14 protein-coding genes are annotated in these 17,256 nt (G+C 40.6%); 7 read left to right on the top strand and 7 right to left on the bottom strand.

The genetic code is table 11. The features are described 5' to 3' along the window. Positions 1-26 precede the first annotated feature (26 nt). Positions 27-425 carry a 4Fe-4S dicluster domain-containing protein gene (locus I8752_RS05140; RefSeq protein WP_214431250.1) on the bottom strand — a complete coding sequence of 133 codons (399 nt, stop codon included), beginning with the start codon at positions 423-425 and terminating at the stop codon, positions 27-29. Further along, positions 422-2,050: an FAD-dependent oxidoreductase gene (locus I8752_RS05145; RefSeq protein WP_214431251.1), complete on the bottom strand. Its 1,629-nt coding sequence runs from the start codon at positions 2,048-2,050 to the stop codon at positions 422-424. Before I8752_RS05145 ends, I8752_RS05140 begins: the two co-directional genes overlap by 4 nt. 314 nt (positions 2,051-2,364) lie before the next feature. Between I8752_RS05145 and I8752_RS05150 the strand changes: the two genes are divergently transcribed. Continuing rightward, positions 2,365-3,180 carry a class I SAM-dependent methyltransferase gene (locus I8752_RS05150; RefSeq protein WP_214431252.1) on the top strand — a complete coding sequence of 272 codons (816 nt, stop codon included), beginning with the start codon at positions 2,365-2,367 and terminating at the stop codon, positions 3,178-3,180. 69 nt (positions 3,181-3,249) lie between these two features. Here I8752_RS05150 and I8752_RS05155 read toward each other — a convergent pair whose 3' ends face one another. Beyond that, positions 3,250-4,761, bottom strand: coding sequence for an NB-ARC domain-containing protein (locus I8752_RS05155; protein ID WP_214431253.1), 1,512 nt, complete (start codon positions 4,759-4,761; stop codon positions 3,250-3,252). Between the two features lie 175 nt (positions 4,762-4,936). Then, positions 4,937-7,642, bottom strand: a complete 2,706-nt coding sequence (locus tag I8752_RS05160; protein ID WP_214431254.1) for an AAA family ATPase — start codon at positions 7,640-7,642, stop codon at positions 4,937-4,939. Between the two features lie 289 nt (positions 7,643-7,931). On the opposite strand from I8752_RS05160, the gene I8752_RS05165 reads away from it, so the two are divergent. Further along, positions 7,932-10,316: a VIT domain-containing protein gene (locus tag I8752_RS05165; protein WP_214431255.1), complete on the top strand. Its 2,385-nt coding sequence runs from the start codon at positions 7,932-7,934 to the stop codon at positions 10,314-10,316. Here the strand turns inward: I8752_RS05165 and I8752_RS05170 are convergent. Continuing rightward, positions 10,307-10,510: a hypothetical protein gene (locus I8752_RS05170; protein WP_214431256.1), complete on the bottom strand. Its 204-nt coding sequence runs from the start codon at positions 10,508-10,510 to the stop codon at positions 10,307-10,309. The genes I8752_RS05165 and I8752_RS05170 overlap by 10 nt on opposite strands. A 301-nt stretch (positions 10,511-10,811) precedes the next feature. Here I8752_RS05170 and I8752_RS05175 point away from each other — a divergent pair, with 301 nt between their 5' ends. The 4 genes from I8752_RS05175 to I8752_RS05190 all read left to right on the top strand — a co-directional run bounded on the left by I8752_RS05175 (position 10,812) and on the right by I8752_RS05190 (position 12,956). After that, positions 10,812-11,264, top strand: coding sequence for a GFA family protein (locus I8752_RS05175; protein WP_214431257.1), 453 nt, complete (start codon positions 10,812-10,814; stop codon positions 11,262-11,264). A 66-nt stretch (positions 11,265-11,330) separates the two neighbouring features. Further along, the gene (locus I8752_RS05180) at positions 11,331-11,540 is read left to right on the top strand and encodes a hypothetical protein (RefSeq protein ID WP_214431258.1); all 210 of its coding nucleotides are present in this window, start codon (positions 11,331-11,333) and stop codon (positions 11,538-11,540) included. Then, positions 11,540-11,713, top strand: a complete 174-nt coding sequence (locus tag I8752_RS05185; RefSeq protein ID WP_214431259.1) for a hypothetical protein — start codon at positions 11,540-11,542, stop codon at positions 11,711-11,713. The genes I8752_RS05180 and I8752_RS05185 overlap by 1 nt, the downstream gene beginning before the upstream one ends. A gap of 61 nt (positions 11,714-11,774) precedes the next feature. Further along, on the top strand, positions 11,775-12,956 hold the full coding sequence (locus tag I8752_RS05190) for a low temperature requirement protein A (RefSeq protein WP_214431260.1): 1,182 nt from the start codon (positions 11,775-11,777) through the stop codon (positions 12,954-12,956). Positions 12,957-13,299: 343 nt separating this feature from the next. Here I8752_RS05190 and I8752_RS05195 read toward each other — a convergent pair whose 3' ends face one another. Further along, positions 13,300-13,959 carry a Uma2 family endonuclease gene (locus tag I8752_RS05195; RefSeq protein ID WP_214431261.1) on the bottom strand — a complete coding sequence of 220 codons (660 nt, stop codon included), beginning with the start codon at positions 13,957-13,959 and terminating at the stop codon, positions 13,300-13,302. A 227-nt stretch (positions 13,960-14,186) separates the two neighbouring features. Between I8752_RS05195 and I8752_RS05200 the strand changes: the two genes are divergently transcribed. Continuing rightward, on the top strand, positions 14,187-15,875 hold the full coding sequence (locus tag I8752_RS05200; protein WP_214431262.1) for a dipeptide ABC transporter ATP-binding protein: 1,689 nt from the start codon (positions 14,187-14,189) through the stop codon (positions 15,873-15,875). Positions 15,876-15,984: 109 nt separating this feature from the next. Here I8752_RS05200 and I8752_RS05205 read toward each other — a convergent pair whose 3' ends face one another. Further along, positions 15,985-16,920, bottom strand: a complete 936-nt coding sequence (locus I8752_RS05205) for a hypothetical protein (protein ID WP_214431263.1) — start codon at positions 16,918-16,920, stop codon at positions 15,985-15,987. Positions 16,921-17,256: the final 336 nt, after the last annotated feature.

The following is a 17,256-nucleotide window of genomic DNA, read 5'->3' on the forward strand; positions in this document are numbered from 1 at the left end:
GAAACTTCTCAATTAAGAACTACGAATTACGAATTAGTTTGCGGCGTTCCCCAAGGAAGAATTCTGCCTTGAGCATCTGTAGGCAAATTGCTGTTACTTTGCATAACTGGATAGTAGTAGGCAGATTTCTCTGTTTTAGCCGCAGGTGTGCGTCCCTTTCCCCAGCCGACGTTTTTGCGATAACTGCCAAGTAACCCAGCTGCTATCAAAGTCTCCTCATCCACTGGAACTGATTCATCAGCGTTGGGATCGACATACAGTGCATCTACAGGACAATAAAGTTCGCACATATAACAAGTTTGACAATCGCTCTGGCGGGCAATTTTAGGCGCACTTCCTGGTACTGCATCGAACACATTGGTAGGACAAGCAGTGATGCAAAGATTACATTTAATGCAGCGAGATTCACTGACTAATTCAATCATCGTGCTACTAACTCCCTCTTGACGACTTCTTTTTCAGGCTTTGTCCAAACTGTATCTAATCCACCACTAATTAACCTATCTTGCTGATTAGCATCTTGCAGAGGATAATCCTGGTGCTTATGCATTCCACGAGTTTCTTTTCTAGCTTGTGCTGAAGTATACATCCATCTGGCAGTGGCGACCATTGCCGCCGCTTCTCTAGCTGGTAATGCTTGGCTATCAGAGGGGGCAGCACTATGGCGGATTTCTCGCCACAAAGTATGCAATCTTTCTAAAGAATTGCTCAAGCCTCGTTCAGTGCGAAAAAGATTGCGATCGTAAGGTAGTACTTCGGCTTGCACAGCGCGGATAACTTCTTGGAGGTTAAAAGTATGGCTACTTTCGGAACTAACTGCTGCCTGTCCAATTGAATGCACTAGTCGTTGATTGGCCTTGTTTCCCAATTGACGAGCATATTCAGCCGCCGCTTGGCCTGACCAATAGCCAGAAGACATTGCCCAAGCTGCGTTGTAACTACCACCACCTGTAAATCCACCACAAATTAATTCCCGTGTGGCTGCATCTCCAGCTGCATAGAGTCCGGGTACTGAGGTAGCACAAGAATTATCTACAATCCGAATACCGCCAGTACCTCGTACTGTACCTTCCAAACGCAAAGTGACTGGAAAGCGTTGGCTAAAGGGGTCAATTCCTCGCCGGTCGAATGGCAAAAAGAAATTGTGCTGGATGGTTCGCATCCAAGTCCGGACTTCTTCTGGAGTTTCGTGGAGGCTACAGTATACAGGCTGAGTCAGCAATGTCTTGGCAATTACAGAGCGTCCCCGTTGAGAACCAGCACCTTCAATTACTGTGCCATCTTCATAAGTAAATGTTGCCCAACGATAAAAAGCTCCTTTAGTTACAGAAGCAAAAGCAGGAGTGAGAGCATAGGAATTAGAGAATTCCATCCCAGACATTTCCGCACCAGCTTCAGCTGCCATTAAATAACCATCTCCGGTGAGGACATTGCAACCGAGGGCTTTACTTAAAAAAGCACAACCACCAGTAGCGATGACTACTGCTTTGGCTCGCACTGTCCAGCGTCCACCCGCTTGACGACGTATTCCTTTTGCTCCAGACACTGCTCCTTCTCGATCTACTAGCAATTCTAGAGCCGGACTATGGTCAAGAATCTGTACTCCAGCTTTCTTAACTTGCTTACGCATCAGACGCATATATTCTGCGCCTTGCTGGAGGGAACGATAGTAAGGTTGTCCTTGTTGGTCGGAGGGAAAGGGATAACCCCAGTTACCTAACTCATACAGATTTGCATGAGTGCGATCTAGAACTCGCTCCATCCAAGAACGCTCTGCTAAAAACCCTCCCAGAGCTTCCCGACTGGCCATAGCGGTTTCTCGTTGGTTGGGGTTTGCTACATACCACACACTGGTTCCACCAGACGCAGTTGCTCCACTAGAACCACAGTAGCCTTTATCTACCAAAATAACCCGGACTCCAACAGCCGCCGCATTGTAAGCCGCCCAAGCACCAGCCGGGCCACCTCCAATAACTAAGACATCGGCTTCTAAATCTATATCAGAGCCATTGTTAGATGATTGCTCAGACGCTAATTGACTTGCACTCACTAGCTCTCACTCCTTCATAGACAGCAATATTTTTAACACCACAGACATGACTAGCAGAATTCATCTGTGCATAATTTTTAGAAGACCTAAAAGACTTATTTGTAAAGTAATACAGAGGTTTTGCAATTAAATACGAATCATCTACCGATTTAACGGTGATTGATTTAGTAGTATTACACGGCACTAAATAAAATTCAAGCCCTTAGCAGCTAAAATATATATTTAACTAAATTTATTAGTTACGAATATTTAGAGTAACTAAATATTTGTTGACAATAATGAAATTGGACTTCATCGCTGACACGCCCTAGCTTATGCAAGACCCTAGACAAGAAATAAATGCCAGAGCTTCTATGGATTTGGAACAGCGAAGGACTTGGTATTCTCCCGTTGCGGATGTTTATTACAATGCAAGAGCGTCCTATCCAAAGGAATTAATCGATCGGGCTGTCGCTTTAGCCCAACTTGACTCAGATGCGTCGATTCTTGAGGTTGGTTGTGGCCCGGGAAATGCGACGGTGGCTTTTGCTCAATTTGGTTTTTCAATGACGTGTATTGAGCCAAACCAGGACTTTTATCATTTGGCACAACACAACTGCGATCGCTATCCAAAAGTTACAATTTGCAATACATCATTTGAGGAGTGGAAACTAGAAGCAAAACAGTTCAATGCTGTTCTATCTGCCAATGCCTTTCACTGGATACCGCCAGAGATTAGATATACCAAGGCAGCAGCGGCAATGTGCGATAACGGTTTTCTTATTTTGCTATGGAATCTGACCCCAGAACCGAAATACGAAGTTTACCAAGCGATTGAGGAAGTGTATCAAGCTTATGCTCCCTCATTTGCCCGATATGAAGGTGCGGAAGTTCAAGCGGAGATTTTGAGGGGGTTTGGACAAGAGGTTTTGGACTCCGGTTGCTTCAAAGAGTTGGTCGTTGAGCAAACTGCGTGTGAAGTCACCTATAGCATTGATAATTATCTCAAGCTTTTAAGTACCTTTCGGAGACTGGAACCACAAACCAAAGAGTTACTCTTTGCAGGATTGCGGGAGAAGCTAGAAAAAATTGGAGATAGCGTACAACTAGAGTTTCTTTCTGCTGTTCATGTTGCCCGCAAAGACAGCTAAACTGTTAAGGTCGTAACACATCCTACTCAATATTTCCTTTATAAATAGCGTCTGAGACCGAAACATCGGTCATACTAAGTCTATTCCTAAGAGGATTGCGATGTTGCTGCCAATGTAACCCATTGCTAAAGGAGATTGACCCTTTAACAATAATAAAATTTGATTAAGGATTTGTGGAAGAGTTGCACCATATAAGTGCCAGAGCTTTTTCCTCAGTTGAGTTAAAATGCGATCGCCTGTAATATCGTCAGTACCCGGTCGTAGCAACCAATGGGTTCGCAATATCTGAAAATGACGAATATCATGACTCTGCACTACTCGATGAATCTCTTGAGTTGTATTTTCTACCAATTCATCTGTAACCACTTTCATTACTAGGGGTTGCAATGTAAACGAGGGTTCATAATCGCCGATCCATTTTTCTAAAAGCGATCGCTTTTCTAAAGCTACAATACTTTCTAAAACCATAGCTGGGTCAACGGATATCAGCAAGTGGGTTTGCAATCGAGAGAATGAGACAGGTTCTTGCCAAATTGCTAACCAGTAGAGAATATCTTGCTCTAAGCCGGAAAGTTGCTCAAATTGCTGTTGGAGCATCACATGCAAGCGATCGCCTACAATTAAAGTATTCTGCTTCAAAAAAGCAGCAACATTCCCACCAAATACAGACTGAATCAATGGTGTTACCAGTTTCAGCGCTAAGGGATTACCGCGATAAAGTTGAATCAAGGCTGATAACCCCAATTCCTTGCCTGTAAATCCCCTTGATTGCAATAATTCTACAGCTTCCGTTTTCTGCAACCCTTTGAGATTTAAACAACGAAATACTTTTGTGTTAATTTCAACAGTGCTTATTTGTTCGCGGCTGCTAATCAGAATACAACTTTGATGCCGTTCCCGACTTAATTGCTGGATAAATTGACTGTAACTTAAGTCTTTTGGCTGTGAGAAAATAGCTTCTACTCCATCTAATACCAACAGACAGTGATGTTTTTGTAACTGCTGGATGAGTTGTGCAGTACCTTGTTGAATATTTTGGACAAGGCTTTGCTCGAAGAAATTTAGCAGGCTATTCAGTAGGGAAAGCAGAGATGGGGAAGTTTGTACAGACTTCCAAATTAAACAATCAAATTTTGATTGAATGCGATCTACTAAAGCCAGTGCTAGGGTAGTTTTGCCAATACCAGCAATACCGTTAATGGCGACTAATTTATAGTTTTGGCTAGCAATCAATTCTTCTAACTGTACCAATTCCCGATTGCGTCCATAGAAGCTTTCGATATCAGGTGCTTCATTCCAGTCTCGGTAGGATATAGGAATGTCTGTAATAGTTTCTAAGTCTGCGTCTGCATCGGATAAATCTGCGATCGCTTCCCAGTTTTCAATTCTTACAGCTTGACAGATAGCAATGAAAATTTCTCGCTGGATGCGATCGCCTTGCCAAAATCGGCGTAAAGTAGCTCTAGATGTATGGGCATCTTGCCACCAACGCGCCGTGCTAGTTTTTGTCCAACCCAGACGTTGACGGGATTTGTCTACAATTGCTAGTCCTGCTGTTGATGCTTTCAGAGAGTTTGACATACATCTATGGCTGAGATTCCGACTTCTTAAAATAAGTCGAGAATCTGGGAATGATTTTCAAACAATTCTAATAAACCAATTGTACCTACAAAAAAAGTATAAATTTCACATATGTGTTTTGTGCAAAGGATAAAAATTTGTATCTGAACTCTACGTAACAATAGAAACTTTCAAGTTAACTAGAAGCTGTAGAATCAGCGTTGCCTGTATTATTTTTACTCTTCGATTTTTTAATGTTCATAATTTTTGCTTCCGATGATGAAGAATTCTTTGAATTATCATCATCTAATGAAGAAGGTTTAGATAACTCTAAACTCTGATTATTGCCTGATGAATTAATTAATTTACCTTCATGAATAATTTGGAAATTTTCCTGTTTTTCTTGACTTGCAAACTTCCCTGAATACTTAAGACGTTGTAAATCTTGCTTGAATTTTTCATAATTTTCTACAGGTTCGCTCAAATTAAAATTAAGCTGGTAATCATTTCTAATACATCCTATACCTTTTCTAATTTCATCACTATCAAAACTATCATCTAAAAGTAAAAGAGCTTCTAATTTTTCTAAGAACTGTACAACATCTTCCCGATTAGCAGTATTTGGATGATTAGAGAAGAAACTTTCCTCAATATCTTTCAGTTTTTGAGAAGCTTTTTCTCTAGTACGCTCAAGTTCTGCTAAAGATTTTCGTCTGTCAAGTTCTCGAAATAATATCTTGAAATTGAATTCAAATTTATCTAAAGCTTCAGTATATTTCATTTCTCGATTTGTATCTCTTTTTAAAGAGTTAATTACTTCAACAACACTGCGTGCAAACCCAACTTTATCAAGATAGTGTGGATCTTTTGAACATTGCTTAACGCAAGCGTCTACCGCATCAAACATTGTTTCACCTAATTCAACTTTATGCTGAACAAATTCTTCCGTAATATCTCTAGTGTCACGCTCCCTAACACCCCGCACCTCTGAAGCAAATTTTTGAGCAGCTAAAACACTAATAGGTATTGGTATTAAATCTTCAACTTCAGGACTTGAAAGTGTTTCAGGAAAATTAACACCTAATTGCCTCAAATCACCAATTTGCAGGACAAATTCTTCTTTCAGTGGTGGTTTTTTTCGAGGACCATAACCTTTCTTAGTTAATTCTTTTTTAGCGTTATTACCGGAATCATCACTATCTAGTAAAACAATTACTGCTGGTTGTTCTGAGTCACGTCCACGAGCTAGATAAGTTAAGTATGGAATATTTGATGCTCCCTCAGCAGGAACAATAGTAACTTCGTTCAGATCAAGTGATTCACGCTTTGAAGCTACATCAAAAGTACGCAAGTAAGTTGATACTCCTGCAAGAAGGACTTGATCAACAGGTCCTTCTACCATTAAATTGCAATGACTTATATAAACAGTTTCAGCTACAAAAGCACCAAATGCAGAACGCAGTGGTTCATAGTGATTTCTAGATACACTTTTTACTACACGAGTACCTTCATAATCACTTCCTTTATCTAAAACTCGAATTCTTTCGCCGTGATTTTTATCTATCAAAAATGGTGAATGAGTTACATATACTACCTGAGAAGCTGACTTTCTATCTTCTGAATTTGCAACTTCCTCAAAGATTTTCAATAAATCTTGTTGTGCTCGACTGGATAGGAAAGCATCAGGCTCATCCATTAATAGAATTTCAGGAATATTATTTGGAGGTTCATAGGAGCGATGCTGAATGAAGTAACTAAGAAAGTATTTCAATCCATTACTACGTTCATCAAAAGAATATTTGGTTCCTGTCCTATCAACTATTGTGAATTCAAGATTGTGATCTTTTGCTGATACAAGTAAGCGAAATTTGCTATCTTGAACCCAATAGTTTGGGAAGTTGAGATTTGCCGATAGTTGTCTATTTATTTTATCTATTATAGCCTGTGTATATCCTACATCGTTAGCTTCCATCGAATGCGCTAAATCTAACAAATTTATCTCATTAACTTCAGCAATTATACAGAGTAATTGATAAGTTAGATTAACCTCTTCTTCTTGTTTATCCTTCTCTTTTTCGTTTAAAGTACTATCAGAATCAGATAAAATATTGATAATTTCTTGTATTACATTATTGGATGCTTTATCTTCATTAAAATTATATGGAGTTTTAGAATTATTAAATATTTGTGGGTTCTTATAAAACTCATCTATTAACTTACGAATTCTTTGACGATGAGTATTTGAAAGCATTTCATATTTAGTACAATCAGCTTCTCCCTTGACTTTTTGAACAAGTTTTTGAATTGGTATACTTGAAGGAAGTGCTATGTTACTCTTCAGCCTGCGAGTTCCTGGTAGTATTTTTATAAACTCATCTACTTTTCGAGGATCAACTTCATGATAGGAATATTTTCCCTCATCTTCAGGAAGGTATATACTGAGCAAGTTGCCACTAGTCCTAAAAAGAAAAAATCTATCTAATGGACGGCTTTGAGAAATATCAGATAGTTTTTTGATGTGCTTACACTCTATCTCAGATAGACATGACCATTCTGTACCAAAGTCAGGCAGACGATTTTTGTCAGAAGTTACAAGAAAACGCTCTGAATAGCGACAAAAATCTCTTGAAGAAATTGGTTGTTTTTTAGAGTCGTATTCAATAGCATACCCAGTAATTGCTTTTTCAATGGCACTTAAAAGATGAGACTTGCCTGATTCATTTGCACCTACAATAGCTGTGATTTTTGGATCTATCGGTACTTGAATATAGGGATACCACATTTCAGTATTATCGGCTTTAATGATTTCCCAAGGCTTTTTATGCGCTCTAGAATCATGTTGCTTCATATAGTCAACATTGAATGACTTATAAAATCTAACTAAAACTGAATCGAGACGCATAAGTTTTATCTTGATTAAAATGTATAAATATTTACTCAATATACTTCTGTATTTTTACTAGAAAAAGTATTTTAATTGATTTATTCTCGGTAGTTTTTATTACAAAAGTATATGACTAAAATCATACAGGCTGCAAGCAGTATCTAAAAAAATTAGTATATGCTTAAACGAAACTGAATATTTCACCTTAAACCCATCACTGAGCATTTAGTGAGCACAAAACTGAGCATATCTCCCCGAAAAACCCGCCTACGCTAGAGACAGCAAGCAAAAGCGTTAGGTAAAGATTATGACTCAAACCCTAGAACAACCCAGTGGTTTATATCTGCAAAACTCTAGCGAACAGATTGCCTTTCCTCTCAAACACACTGAAGTAAAAGCCAAAATCGCTGGTAACATTTCACGGATGGAAGTTACTCAAAGCTTTGAAAATCCTTTTACCACAACCCTAGAAGCTGTTTATATCTTCCCCTTACCTGATGAAGCCGCCGTTGATGATATGCTGATTCGCATAGGCGATCGCACAATTCAAGGCAGCATCAAAAAACGTCAAGAAGCTTTAGCCATATACGAACAAGCCAGAAAACAGGGACACACAGCTGGACTCCTCGAACAAGAACGAGACAATATCTTTACCCAATCTCTGGCAAATATCAAACCAGGCGAACAAATTGATGTGATTATTCGCTACAGCGACAGTCTAAAATTTGAGAGGGGAAATTACGAGTTTATCTTCCCGATGGTTGTTGGCCCTCGTTACATTCCAGGGATCGCCATCGCAGAAAATGCAGTTGGGGGTGGTTCAGCTATTGCACCCATGACTTCAAATCAAGATACCGATCTAGTTCCAGACGCTTCTCGCTTAAACGCTCCTCTTTTACCAGCTGGAATGCGATCGCGTCATGATATTAATGTCACCATCGAAATTAATGCTGGCGTTGAAATTTCAGATATTAACTCACCCTCTCACCAAATCCAAATCATTCGTGAAGGACAGTTAGTGAATGTCAAACTAGCAGGTACAGACACCATACCCAACAAAGACCTCATTTTACACTACCAAGTTAGCAGTAATAATATTCAAACAACTACACTCACCCAAGCCGATGAACGGGGTGGACACTTCGCACTATATCTGATTCCCGCCCTGGAATACCGTCCTGATGAGATTGTCGCTAAAGATATGGTGTTTCTCATCGATTCTTCCGGTTCTCAAAGTGGCGAACCACTGATGCAATGTCAAAAATTGATGCACCGTTTTATCGATGGACTCAATCCCGATGACACCTTTAATATTATTGATTTTTCCGATACTATACGGCAACTCTCACCTGTCCCCCTTACGAATACTAGCCAAAATCGCTCATTAGCAATCAACTATATCAATCGGTTAAACGCTGGTGGTGGAACGGAGATGTTAAGCGGTATTCGCGCCGTTTTAAACTTAAAAGTTACAAATCCGGGACGCTTGCGAAATATTGTTTTACTAACTGATGGCTATATCGGCAACGAAAACCAAATTTTAGCAGAAATTAAACAGTGTCTCCAGCCAGGAACCCGCCTGCATAGCTTTGGTGCAGGTAGTTCGGTGAATCGTTTCTTACTCAATCGGATTGCGGAATTAGGACGAGGTATTGCTCGAATTATTCGCCATGATGAACCTGTAGATGAAGTGGTAGAAAAATTCTTTCACCAAATAAATAATCCAGTCCTCGCCAATATTCAATTGCAATGGGAGGGTAAGGGGGAATCTCCAATTATGTATCCTTCTACACCACCAGATTTGTTTGCGGAGCAACCCTTAGTGCTATTTGGACGCAAACCAGACGCGCGTTCTGGAAAGTTGTATGTTACTGGCATTGCTGCGGGTGGTAAGCGTTATCAGCACAGTTTTCATCTAGATTTTCCACAAACAGGTAATCCTGCTATTGCTCAACTTTGGGGACGTTCCCGCATCAAGGATTTAATGAATCAAATGGTGAGTGGCGATACTAAAGAAGGTGTAAAAGCAGTGACAGATACGGCTTTGACTTATCAACTTTTATCGCAATATACCGCTTTTGTTGCTGTCAGTGATGATATCGGGGTCAATCCCAACCAAGATTCTGTATCTGTGCAAGTACCTGTGGAAATGCCTGAAGCTATAATGCATGAAGGTATTTTTAGTAACATTACTGCTGGTGCTGCTCCTGGAGGTGCAAGGGTAACGCAAAGGCGGGAAATGAAAAAACAATCTGCACCACCGCCACCAGCTCCCATGGCTGCACCTGCTCTCCCCAAACCGTTGCCACAGTTTGAAGAGATACAATCATTAGCGATGGAAAGCTATATTCCAATATCGGAGCCAGAAATCGGATTTACAGATGTTGATGATTCTAGTAATTTTTATAGCTTGCGTTTAGAGATTGTGAACGTAACGGGATTGAGTCCACAGATGATTTCTCTCTTGGCGCAATACTTGCAACCAATTCAACTTCCTAGAGGTTTCAGTGGCGATTTGGTGTTTGAATTCCAAGTTAGCCGAGGACGGGTGAGACAGTTGGTACTTGATGAGCAGGCTTCATCCTTGAAGGAACAGACAGTGATTGAATTAATTAGGCGATCGCTTTTAGCTTGGCTACCCCCCCAAACCCTTACCAGTACTGTGCTCTTAATACTTCGGATTCAATCGTAATATAGCGAAGTGCTGAGTGCTGAGTGCTGAGTGCTGAGTGCTGAGTTAGGAGTACAGACGCGATAAATCGCGTCTGTACAAGAGTCGGTTGCTATAAGGTTTTGAGCAATCGCAATTGTCTTAAAGGGTGTGACTACGGCTATAGCTCCTTGATAATAGAGCGATCGCCAATAGTGTACCGTAGGCGAACTCATTTACTATATCGGCGAACTCATTTGCTATTTCGGCGAACTCATTTGTTATTTCGGCGAACTCATTTGCTATTTCGGCGAACTCATTTGCTATTTCGGCGAACCCATTTGCTATTTCGGCGAACTCATTTGCTATTTCGGCGAACTCATTATACAGAGTTGATATTACACTAATAACTAGTTCTCAAGGAGAGAAAACTTGTGATATCATGTCCGGTAATCACTTACAATTAAAAATTCTCCGCGTCCCCACGTCTCCCCATCTCCGCGTCACTCTTATCGTAACTATTTAGGTGGACATGATATGATTCCATATGTTGGGGGTTGTCAATGCGGGAATATTCGTTATGAAATCCGCGCCCAACCTTTAACACTCTACTTGTGCCATTGTAAAGAGTGTCAAAAACAATCTTCCAGTGCCTTTGGGATGTCATTGACTGTCGCAAGAGATGCTGTAGTTATTACTCAAGGACAGCCAAAAGCTTGGATTCGCAAAGCTGATAGCGGACGGGAAGTCAAAAACATATTCTGCGGTGACTGCGGAACGCGATTATTTCACGATCGGGCTTACAACCCAAGTACTATCAACGTTAAAGCTGGGACGTTGGATGATACAACAAATTTACATCCAGTTGGTAACATTTGGACGCGCAGCGCCCAGCCCTGGGTAACAATTTCAGACGAGATGTTGAACTACGACGAACAACCTGATGATGTACATCTGTTGTGGGACAAATGGACACAACAAGGTTTTTGAAGAAGAATTCAGCAATCTTGTTCGCTTGATGTACTATTAATATTAGTACATCAGTACAATTGAACTATGAACGAGAAACTCGATCTGAGGTTTGGGCAGAAAGTTTATGTTAGCGAACCCAGAATGCCACAATATGGTCGTCTACTGACGATTTACGGTTCTCACCACAGTCCGAGTTTAGGCATCTTCTTAGTTTGCAAAGATGACCAAGGCAATAGATTGCTGTTACAACCACAAGAACTTTCCGCTTCCAAACCTCAACGTTTAAAAACTTAATGTTATTTATAGCGTGCTGGCAGGTTTGTTCAGAAGGCAGTCCCGATGAAAAAATTTTCATCACCATGCATGAAAAAGGAATATTCCCTACACCCTACACCCTACACCCCACACCCCACACCCTACACCCTACACCCTACACCCTTTGTAACACCTATCATTTATCAGGCTAAGGTTTAGTATGTGGGCAATTATCGTATCTTAGTAATTATTCAAAAGCAATGATTACCAAATATGACCAATTTTCTGCAACCTCCTAGGTTACGTATTGGTGACGAGAGCGAAGAAGAACGACGTGCCACTTGGCTAGAGCTTTTTTATGATTTAGTATTTGTAGTTGCAGTTTCTCAACTCGCCCATAATTTCACAGAAGATATCTCCTTTTCCGGATGGGTTGGGTTTGTAGTTTTATTTATACCGATTTGGTGGTCGTGGATTGGCACAACATACTATGCCAACCGCTTTGATAGCGATGATGTAATCCGGCGGTTGCTTGTTGGTTTACATATGCTGGCAGCAGCAGCAATGGCTATTAACATCCATCATGGCTTGGGTGAAAGTTCTCCGGGTTTTGCCATTTCTTATGCACTTGGTCGGGTTGTGCTAATTGTCGAATACATTCGTGCGGGTATGCACATTCCGACAGCGCGTCCTTTAACTACTCGCTACGCCATAGGTTTTGCGATCGCTGCCTTTTTATGGTTAATATCAGCATTTATACCCGTTCCCTGGCGATTCGTACTTTGGGGATTGGGAATCATCATTGATTTTAGTACCCCCCTAACAGCACGCCAATTCCAGTTAAAACTACTTCCCCACGCTTCCCACTTGCCAGAACGTTTTGGGCTATTTACCATGATTGTTTTAGGTGAAGCAATAATCGCAGTTATTGAAGGTGTTTCTGAGCAGAAATGGGATATTTTAACTGTGTTTGCCGCTATCTTTGGTCTAATCATTGCTTTTAGCTTATGGTGGATCTATTTTGATAACTTGGGTGGTACACCTATTCAAAGGGCAAAGACACAAGGACAAGTTGGTATTGTTAATCTTTGGCTTTACACCCATTTACCGCTAGTGATCGGAATTACTGCTGCTGGAGTCGGCGTAGAACAAATCTTGTTGAGTAAGGCAACCCTAGCACTACCTGACGAGCGGCGATGGCTGATCTGTGGTTCAGTAGCAATATGCTTATCAGCTATTGGTATTCTGCATAGATTTGGGGTAATCCGCTACTGCAAAATTCGTTCTCAGTATCGACTTGTAGGGGCAAGTGTACTACTTTTGCTAGCCATCTTTGGCAAAGGTTTGTTACCCATTTTAGTTATCGCTCTTGTAGCTGTAGTTGTTGCTGTGCAAGTAATTCAAGATTTGTATCAAAGTCGTCCCACTACCCGCTTAGTCGATCCAGAGATTTAGTCATAGAGGAAAAAAGGGCGTTGCTGTAATTTGTTTGACTGCCGTAGTCCTATTGCGATCGCCAGATTCATCAGTTGCATTCTAGTAATCTGCCAAAGTCTTTTTGACAGACAAGAAAAGGGTAATACCAATTCTGTGTGAAGATGCGCTGAATGATATAACGAACCGCAAAGGACGCAAAGTACACAAAGAAACAGCTAAAGAAATTTAGCGCAGCCTCATAAAGAAACGGTATAAGGGGTAAAGGTTTTAAACCCTTCCCCTTTCCCCTTTTAAGAGCCTACACCTGTCAATATTTGCGTGGTGAACTACTAGTATTAACTCAACACTTTTACTCGGAGTGCTAAATTGTATCCGGGTCAATATTTAATTCTCTAAGTTTGGCAGCCAAACGTTCTGCTACTTCTTCTGGTGTAGGAACTAGCTGTCCTGTGGGCGTGAAAAATCGTAATAGTCCTTGATGAATCCCTAAATATAAATCTAGCTGTCGGCTCCACAAATGTCCTTGATTATTTGGTTCTAGTAGTTGATATTCACCATCTACTAAATGAAACCCAGCAAATTCTAATGTATCTGGATCGAACCAAAAATAATCAGGCGTGCGAAAAGTGTCTTGGTAAATTTGTTTCTTTAAGCCCCGATCGATATCAGCAGTTTTCGGAGAAAGGATTTCGACAATTACATTAGGATACTTTCCATCTTCTTGCCAAACTACCCAACTTTTACGGGTTTTGCGTTCTGTTCCTAGCGTGACAAAAAAATCTGGCCCTCGAAAGTCCTGAGATTTGCGTTGTGTGGGACTGTAGTAAATGCTAAGATTAGCAGCTGTGTAAAAGTCTTGTCTGTCCCGCCATAACCATTCTAGGCATTTAAGAAGTAAGATTATCTGTCGCAGATGTAATTCAGTTTCCAAGGGTGGTTCGTCACTATATAAATCACCAGGAGGAAAGATAACATCTTCTTGGCTGTCTTGGTTAGTGTTTAATTCTTGAGCAACAGACATGGCGGGGATTGGACGAGCTGGCTATGTGTCTAGTGTAATTGGGATTAGCAGTGCTGGTTACGCAGTTACTACCTCATCTGCTTCATCCCCCAAGTTTGCAAGATATAAGATTAGTAATAATTGACTAATATTCTCCTACTTCCTCGAACAGCTACTTTTACTAATTTGATAGACTATCCTAAATTTGAATTTATAGAAGCTGGTAGCTCAGGGCTGATAACTAAATTATGAGTGAAGCCTTATTTTGTATCGAAAATCTGCGAGTTGCCTATCCTCAGCGGGGTGGGGAAGACCTAAGTTGGGCAGTTGATGATGTGTCTTTCACTCTGCAACGCGGTGAAAGAATGGGATTGGTAGGAGAATCTGGTTGTGGGAAGTCAACTTTAGGACGAGCCGCAATGCGTTTGTTACCAGCCTCTAGTCGGGTTGAGGGACGGGTAACATTTCAGGGACAATCGGTGTTTGACTTAACACCACCTCAGTTACGGAAATTTCGGGGAGAAGCGGTGGCGCTGATTTTTCAAGATCCGATGACGCGCCTCGATCCGTTGATGACGATTGGTAAGCATTGTATTGAAACTCTACAAGCGCACTCACCACAATTATCGGCGCGGGAAGCAAAACAAAAAGCACTTGCCACTTTAGAAAAAGTGAAGATTCCAGCTAGTCGGTGGAATCAGTATCCTCACGAGTTTAGCGGTGGGATGCGGCAAAGGGTAGCGATCGCTTTAGCTTTACTTTTGGGGCCGAAGTTAATTGTCGCTGACGAACCGACTACCAGCTTGGATGTTACTGTCTCTGCTCAAATACTGCAAGAATTAACTCGACTGTGCAGTGAAGAAAATATGGGGCTGCTGCTAATTTCCCACGATTTGGCAATGGTGGCGGAGTATTGCGATCGCATTGGCGTAATGTATGACGGCAAAATGGTAGAAATGGGTTTGACAGAATCTGTATTTAGACAACCACAGCACGAATACACGCGATCGCTTTTGCAAGCAGCTTTACACATTCAAGCAGTAGAAGGGACTGGGGACTGGGGACTGGGAACTAGGGATAATTCTTTACCTATTCCCGATACCACACACCCAAGTTCTCATAACCAATCGCCAATCTTGCGCGTCACCGAACTGAAGCAGCATTACACGATAGAACCGAACTTTATTGAAAGACTGTTTAAGGTGCAAGATCAAACAATTAAAGCAGTGGATGGCATCAATCTCGAACTTTATCCTGGGGAAATTCTGGGATTAGTTGGAGAGTCAGGCTGCGGTAAAAGTACGCTGTCGCGGACAATATTGCAACTCATTCGTCCTACTGCTGGCAAAGTGGAGTTTTTGGGAAAAGATTTAACTAGGCTGTCGCGTCAAGAAATTCGTTTTTCCCGGCGACAAATGCAAATGGTTTTTCAAGACCCCCATGCTTGTCTAAATCCAGCCATGACAGTGGGACAAAGTATAGCTGACCCTTTATTTATCCACAATCTTGCCGATTCAGCCAAAGCAAAACAAGAGGTTTTGTGGATGCTTCAGAAAGTAGGGTTAACACCGCCAGAAGTTTATTACGAACGCTATCCATCAGATTTGTCTGGCGGACAACAGCAGAGAGTTGCGATCGCTCGTGCTTTAATTACTCGTCCAAAACTAGTAATTTGTGATGAACCAGTGAGTATGTTAGATGCTAGCGTGCAATCCCAAGTACTGGATCTGATGTTGCAGTTAAAAGAAGAATTTGAGTTAACTTATTTATTCATCACTCATGACCTTTGGCTAGCGAGGTTTTTGTGCGATCGGATTGCTGTGATGCATGGCGGTAAAATTGTGGAACTAGGTTCTACAAAAGAAATTTTTGCCAATCCTCAACATCCTTACACCAAAACTTTACTAGCTGCTGCTCCCCTACTCGCACGGGCATAAATAAAGCTGGGCGAGCTGGGGAAATAAAACGACTGATTCTTTCTTGTAGAGACGCGATTAATCGCGTCTCTACGACTACTGACAGACGCGAGCGATCGCTTCTCTACGACTACTTGCTCCCCATCAATTGAGTTTTTTCTGTGCCTGCACCATATAGCTCAACGAATCTTTTAAAGAGCAAAGTATTTGCGTGATTTGAAAACTTACTTAATTTAAATAAACGCTCTACATTTGTCTCAGCCAGATTGCGTAAATAAGGCAAATCTTCAAATAGCGTCAAACAAGCAGCAAAATGCAATAAGACTTGCAATATAGGTTTGGGCCAATTTAGATCGCTGTAAATCTCGATAAAGAACTGATGCTCTTTCTCTGTTAATGGTACGGCATGAAAGATCACAATTATTCTTTTGTTATCGTAGACTGGAATACTCAGTTCAACTGTATATGGATTATGTAATATTAAATCCACTTCTACAATTGGTTGTCTCCAAATTCTCAGAGGATTGACTGGAGAATCTAAAATGGTTTGAAATTTAATAATTCCACCAATACTTGTTGGTTGGAAATAACTAATATTCAAGATTTTTAATTTACTCAAGCTAAAACTATGAACTGTTTCTAAATGTTTTAGATTCAAGAGATGGTAGATTTGGCAAAGGTAAGGAAAAGGTAAAATATACTCCTGGCTAATCATATGTCGCTTTTTCAACTCATATTGACCTGCTTGAGTTGGACAGAGACATCCTTCTTGATTTAGGCTATCATCAAGACTATTGTTTGGTTTCAAGTACAACCAACTAAGAAAAAAGAAGGAGGCTGTAAAAAGCTGAAAAACTTCTATAGGAGATATATAACCATCAGTATATGCAGCCATACTCCTGTCGGTTAATCCAAAAAGCCACGATGGAATACCGATCAGCCAAACACCAGTTTTAAATCTATTGATAAATAAAGATATTTCTACTTCTATAGATGTATTTATACCGGGATTATGTCCTGGAGCCTCTTCGGACAATTGATTTTTTTTTACTATATTGCTAGACATAAAAGCTCAAACATAAATCTTCATAACTATCTCGATGGTAGGTAATATCAACGGAATCACCCTCTATCTTTAGCTGTATTTGAAAGTTGCGATCGCCTCTAACTAAAAGATAAATAAAGATTGTAATTATAGCTACTAAATATTATTGTTTTCCTGAATAATTATGATAGTTAATTTGCCGATTAAACTTGTGTTTATGGGTTTTGACCCTCTTTTAGCAGACTTAAACACGAGCAGCGATCGCAAATCTGGTAACGAGAGAAGTTCTAAAAATTAACTCACTCCCACAAAAGATGTATATATATAGTACGAGTAAAAAAGATTTATTCTTTTCGT

The sequence above is a fragment of the Dendronalium phyllosphericum CENA369 genome (genome assembly GCF_016056275.1).
In the GTDB taxonomy this organism is placed as follows: Bacteria; Cyanobacteriota; Cyanobacteriia; order Cyanobacteriales; family Nostocaceae; genus Dendronalium; species Dendronalium phyllosphericum.

What these genes read in the sequence shown, in the direction of transcription:
- I8752_RS05140 (WP_214431250.1), bottom strand. Translation starts at nt 425, where the DNA reads ATGATTGAATTAGTCAGTGAATCTCGCTGCATTAAATGTAATCTTTGC.
- I8752_RS05150 (WP_214431252.1), top strand. Translation starts at nt 2,365, where the DNA reads ATGCAAGACCCTAGACAAGAAATAAATGCCAGAGCTTCTATGGATTTG.
- I8752_RS05155 (WP_214431253.1), bottom strand. Translation starts at nt 4,761, where the DNA reads ATGTCAAACTCTCTGAAAGCATCAACAGCAGGACTAGCAATTGTAGAC.
- I8752_RS05160 (WP_214431254.1), bottom strand. Translation starts at nt 7,642, where the DNA reads ATGCGTCTCGATTCAGTTTTAGTTAGATTTTATAAGTCATTCAATGTT.
- I8752_RS05165 (WP_214431255.1), top strand. Translation starts at nt 7,932, where the DNA reads ATGACTCAAACCCTAGAACAACCCAGTGGTTTATATCTGCAAAACTCT.
- I8752_RS05170 (WP_214431256.1), bottom strand. Translation starts at nt 10,510, where the DNA reads ATGAGTTCGCCTACGGTACACTATTGGCGATCGCTCTATTATCAAGGA.
- I8752_RS05175 (WP_214431257.1), top strand. Translation starts at nt 10,812, where the DNA reads ATGATTCCATATGTTGGGGGTTGTCAATGCGGGAATATTCGTTATGAA.
- I8752_RS05180 (WP_214431258.1), top strand. Translation starts at nt 11,331, where the DNA reads ATGAACGAGAAACTCGATCTGAGGTTTGGGCAGAAAGTTTATGTTAGC.
- I8752_RS05185 (WP_214431259.1), top strand. Translation starts at nt 11,540, where the DNA reads ATGTTATTTATAGCGTGCTGGCAGGTTTGTTCAGAAGGCAGTCCCGAT.
- I8752_RS05190 (WP_214431260.1), top strand. Translation starts at nt 11,775, where the DNA reads ATGACCAATTTTCTGCAACCTCCTAGGTTACGTATTGGTGACGAGAGC.
- I8752_RS05195 (WP_214431261.1), bottom strand. Translation starts at nt 13,959, where the DNA reads ATGTCTGTTGCTCAAGAATTAAACACTAACCAAGACAGCCAAGAAGAT.
- I8752_RS05200 (WP_214431262.1), top strand. Translation starts at nt 14,187, where the DNA reads ATGAGTGAAGCCTTATTTTGTATCGAAAATCTGCGAGTTGCCTATCCT.
- I8752_RS05205 (WP_214431263.1), bottom strand. Translation starts at nt 16,920, where the DNA reads ATGTCTAGCAATATAGTAAAAAAAAATCAATTGTCCGAAGAGGCTCCA.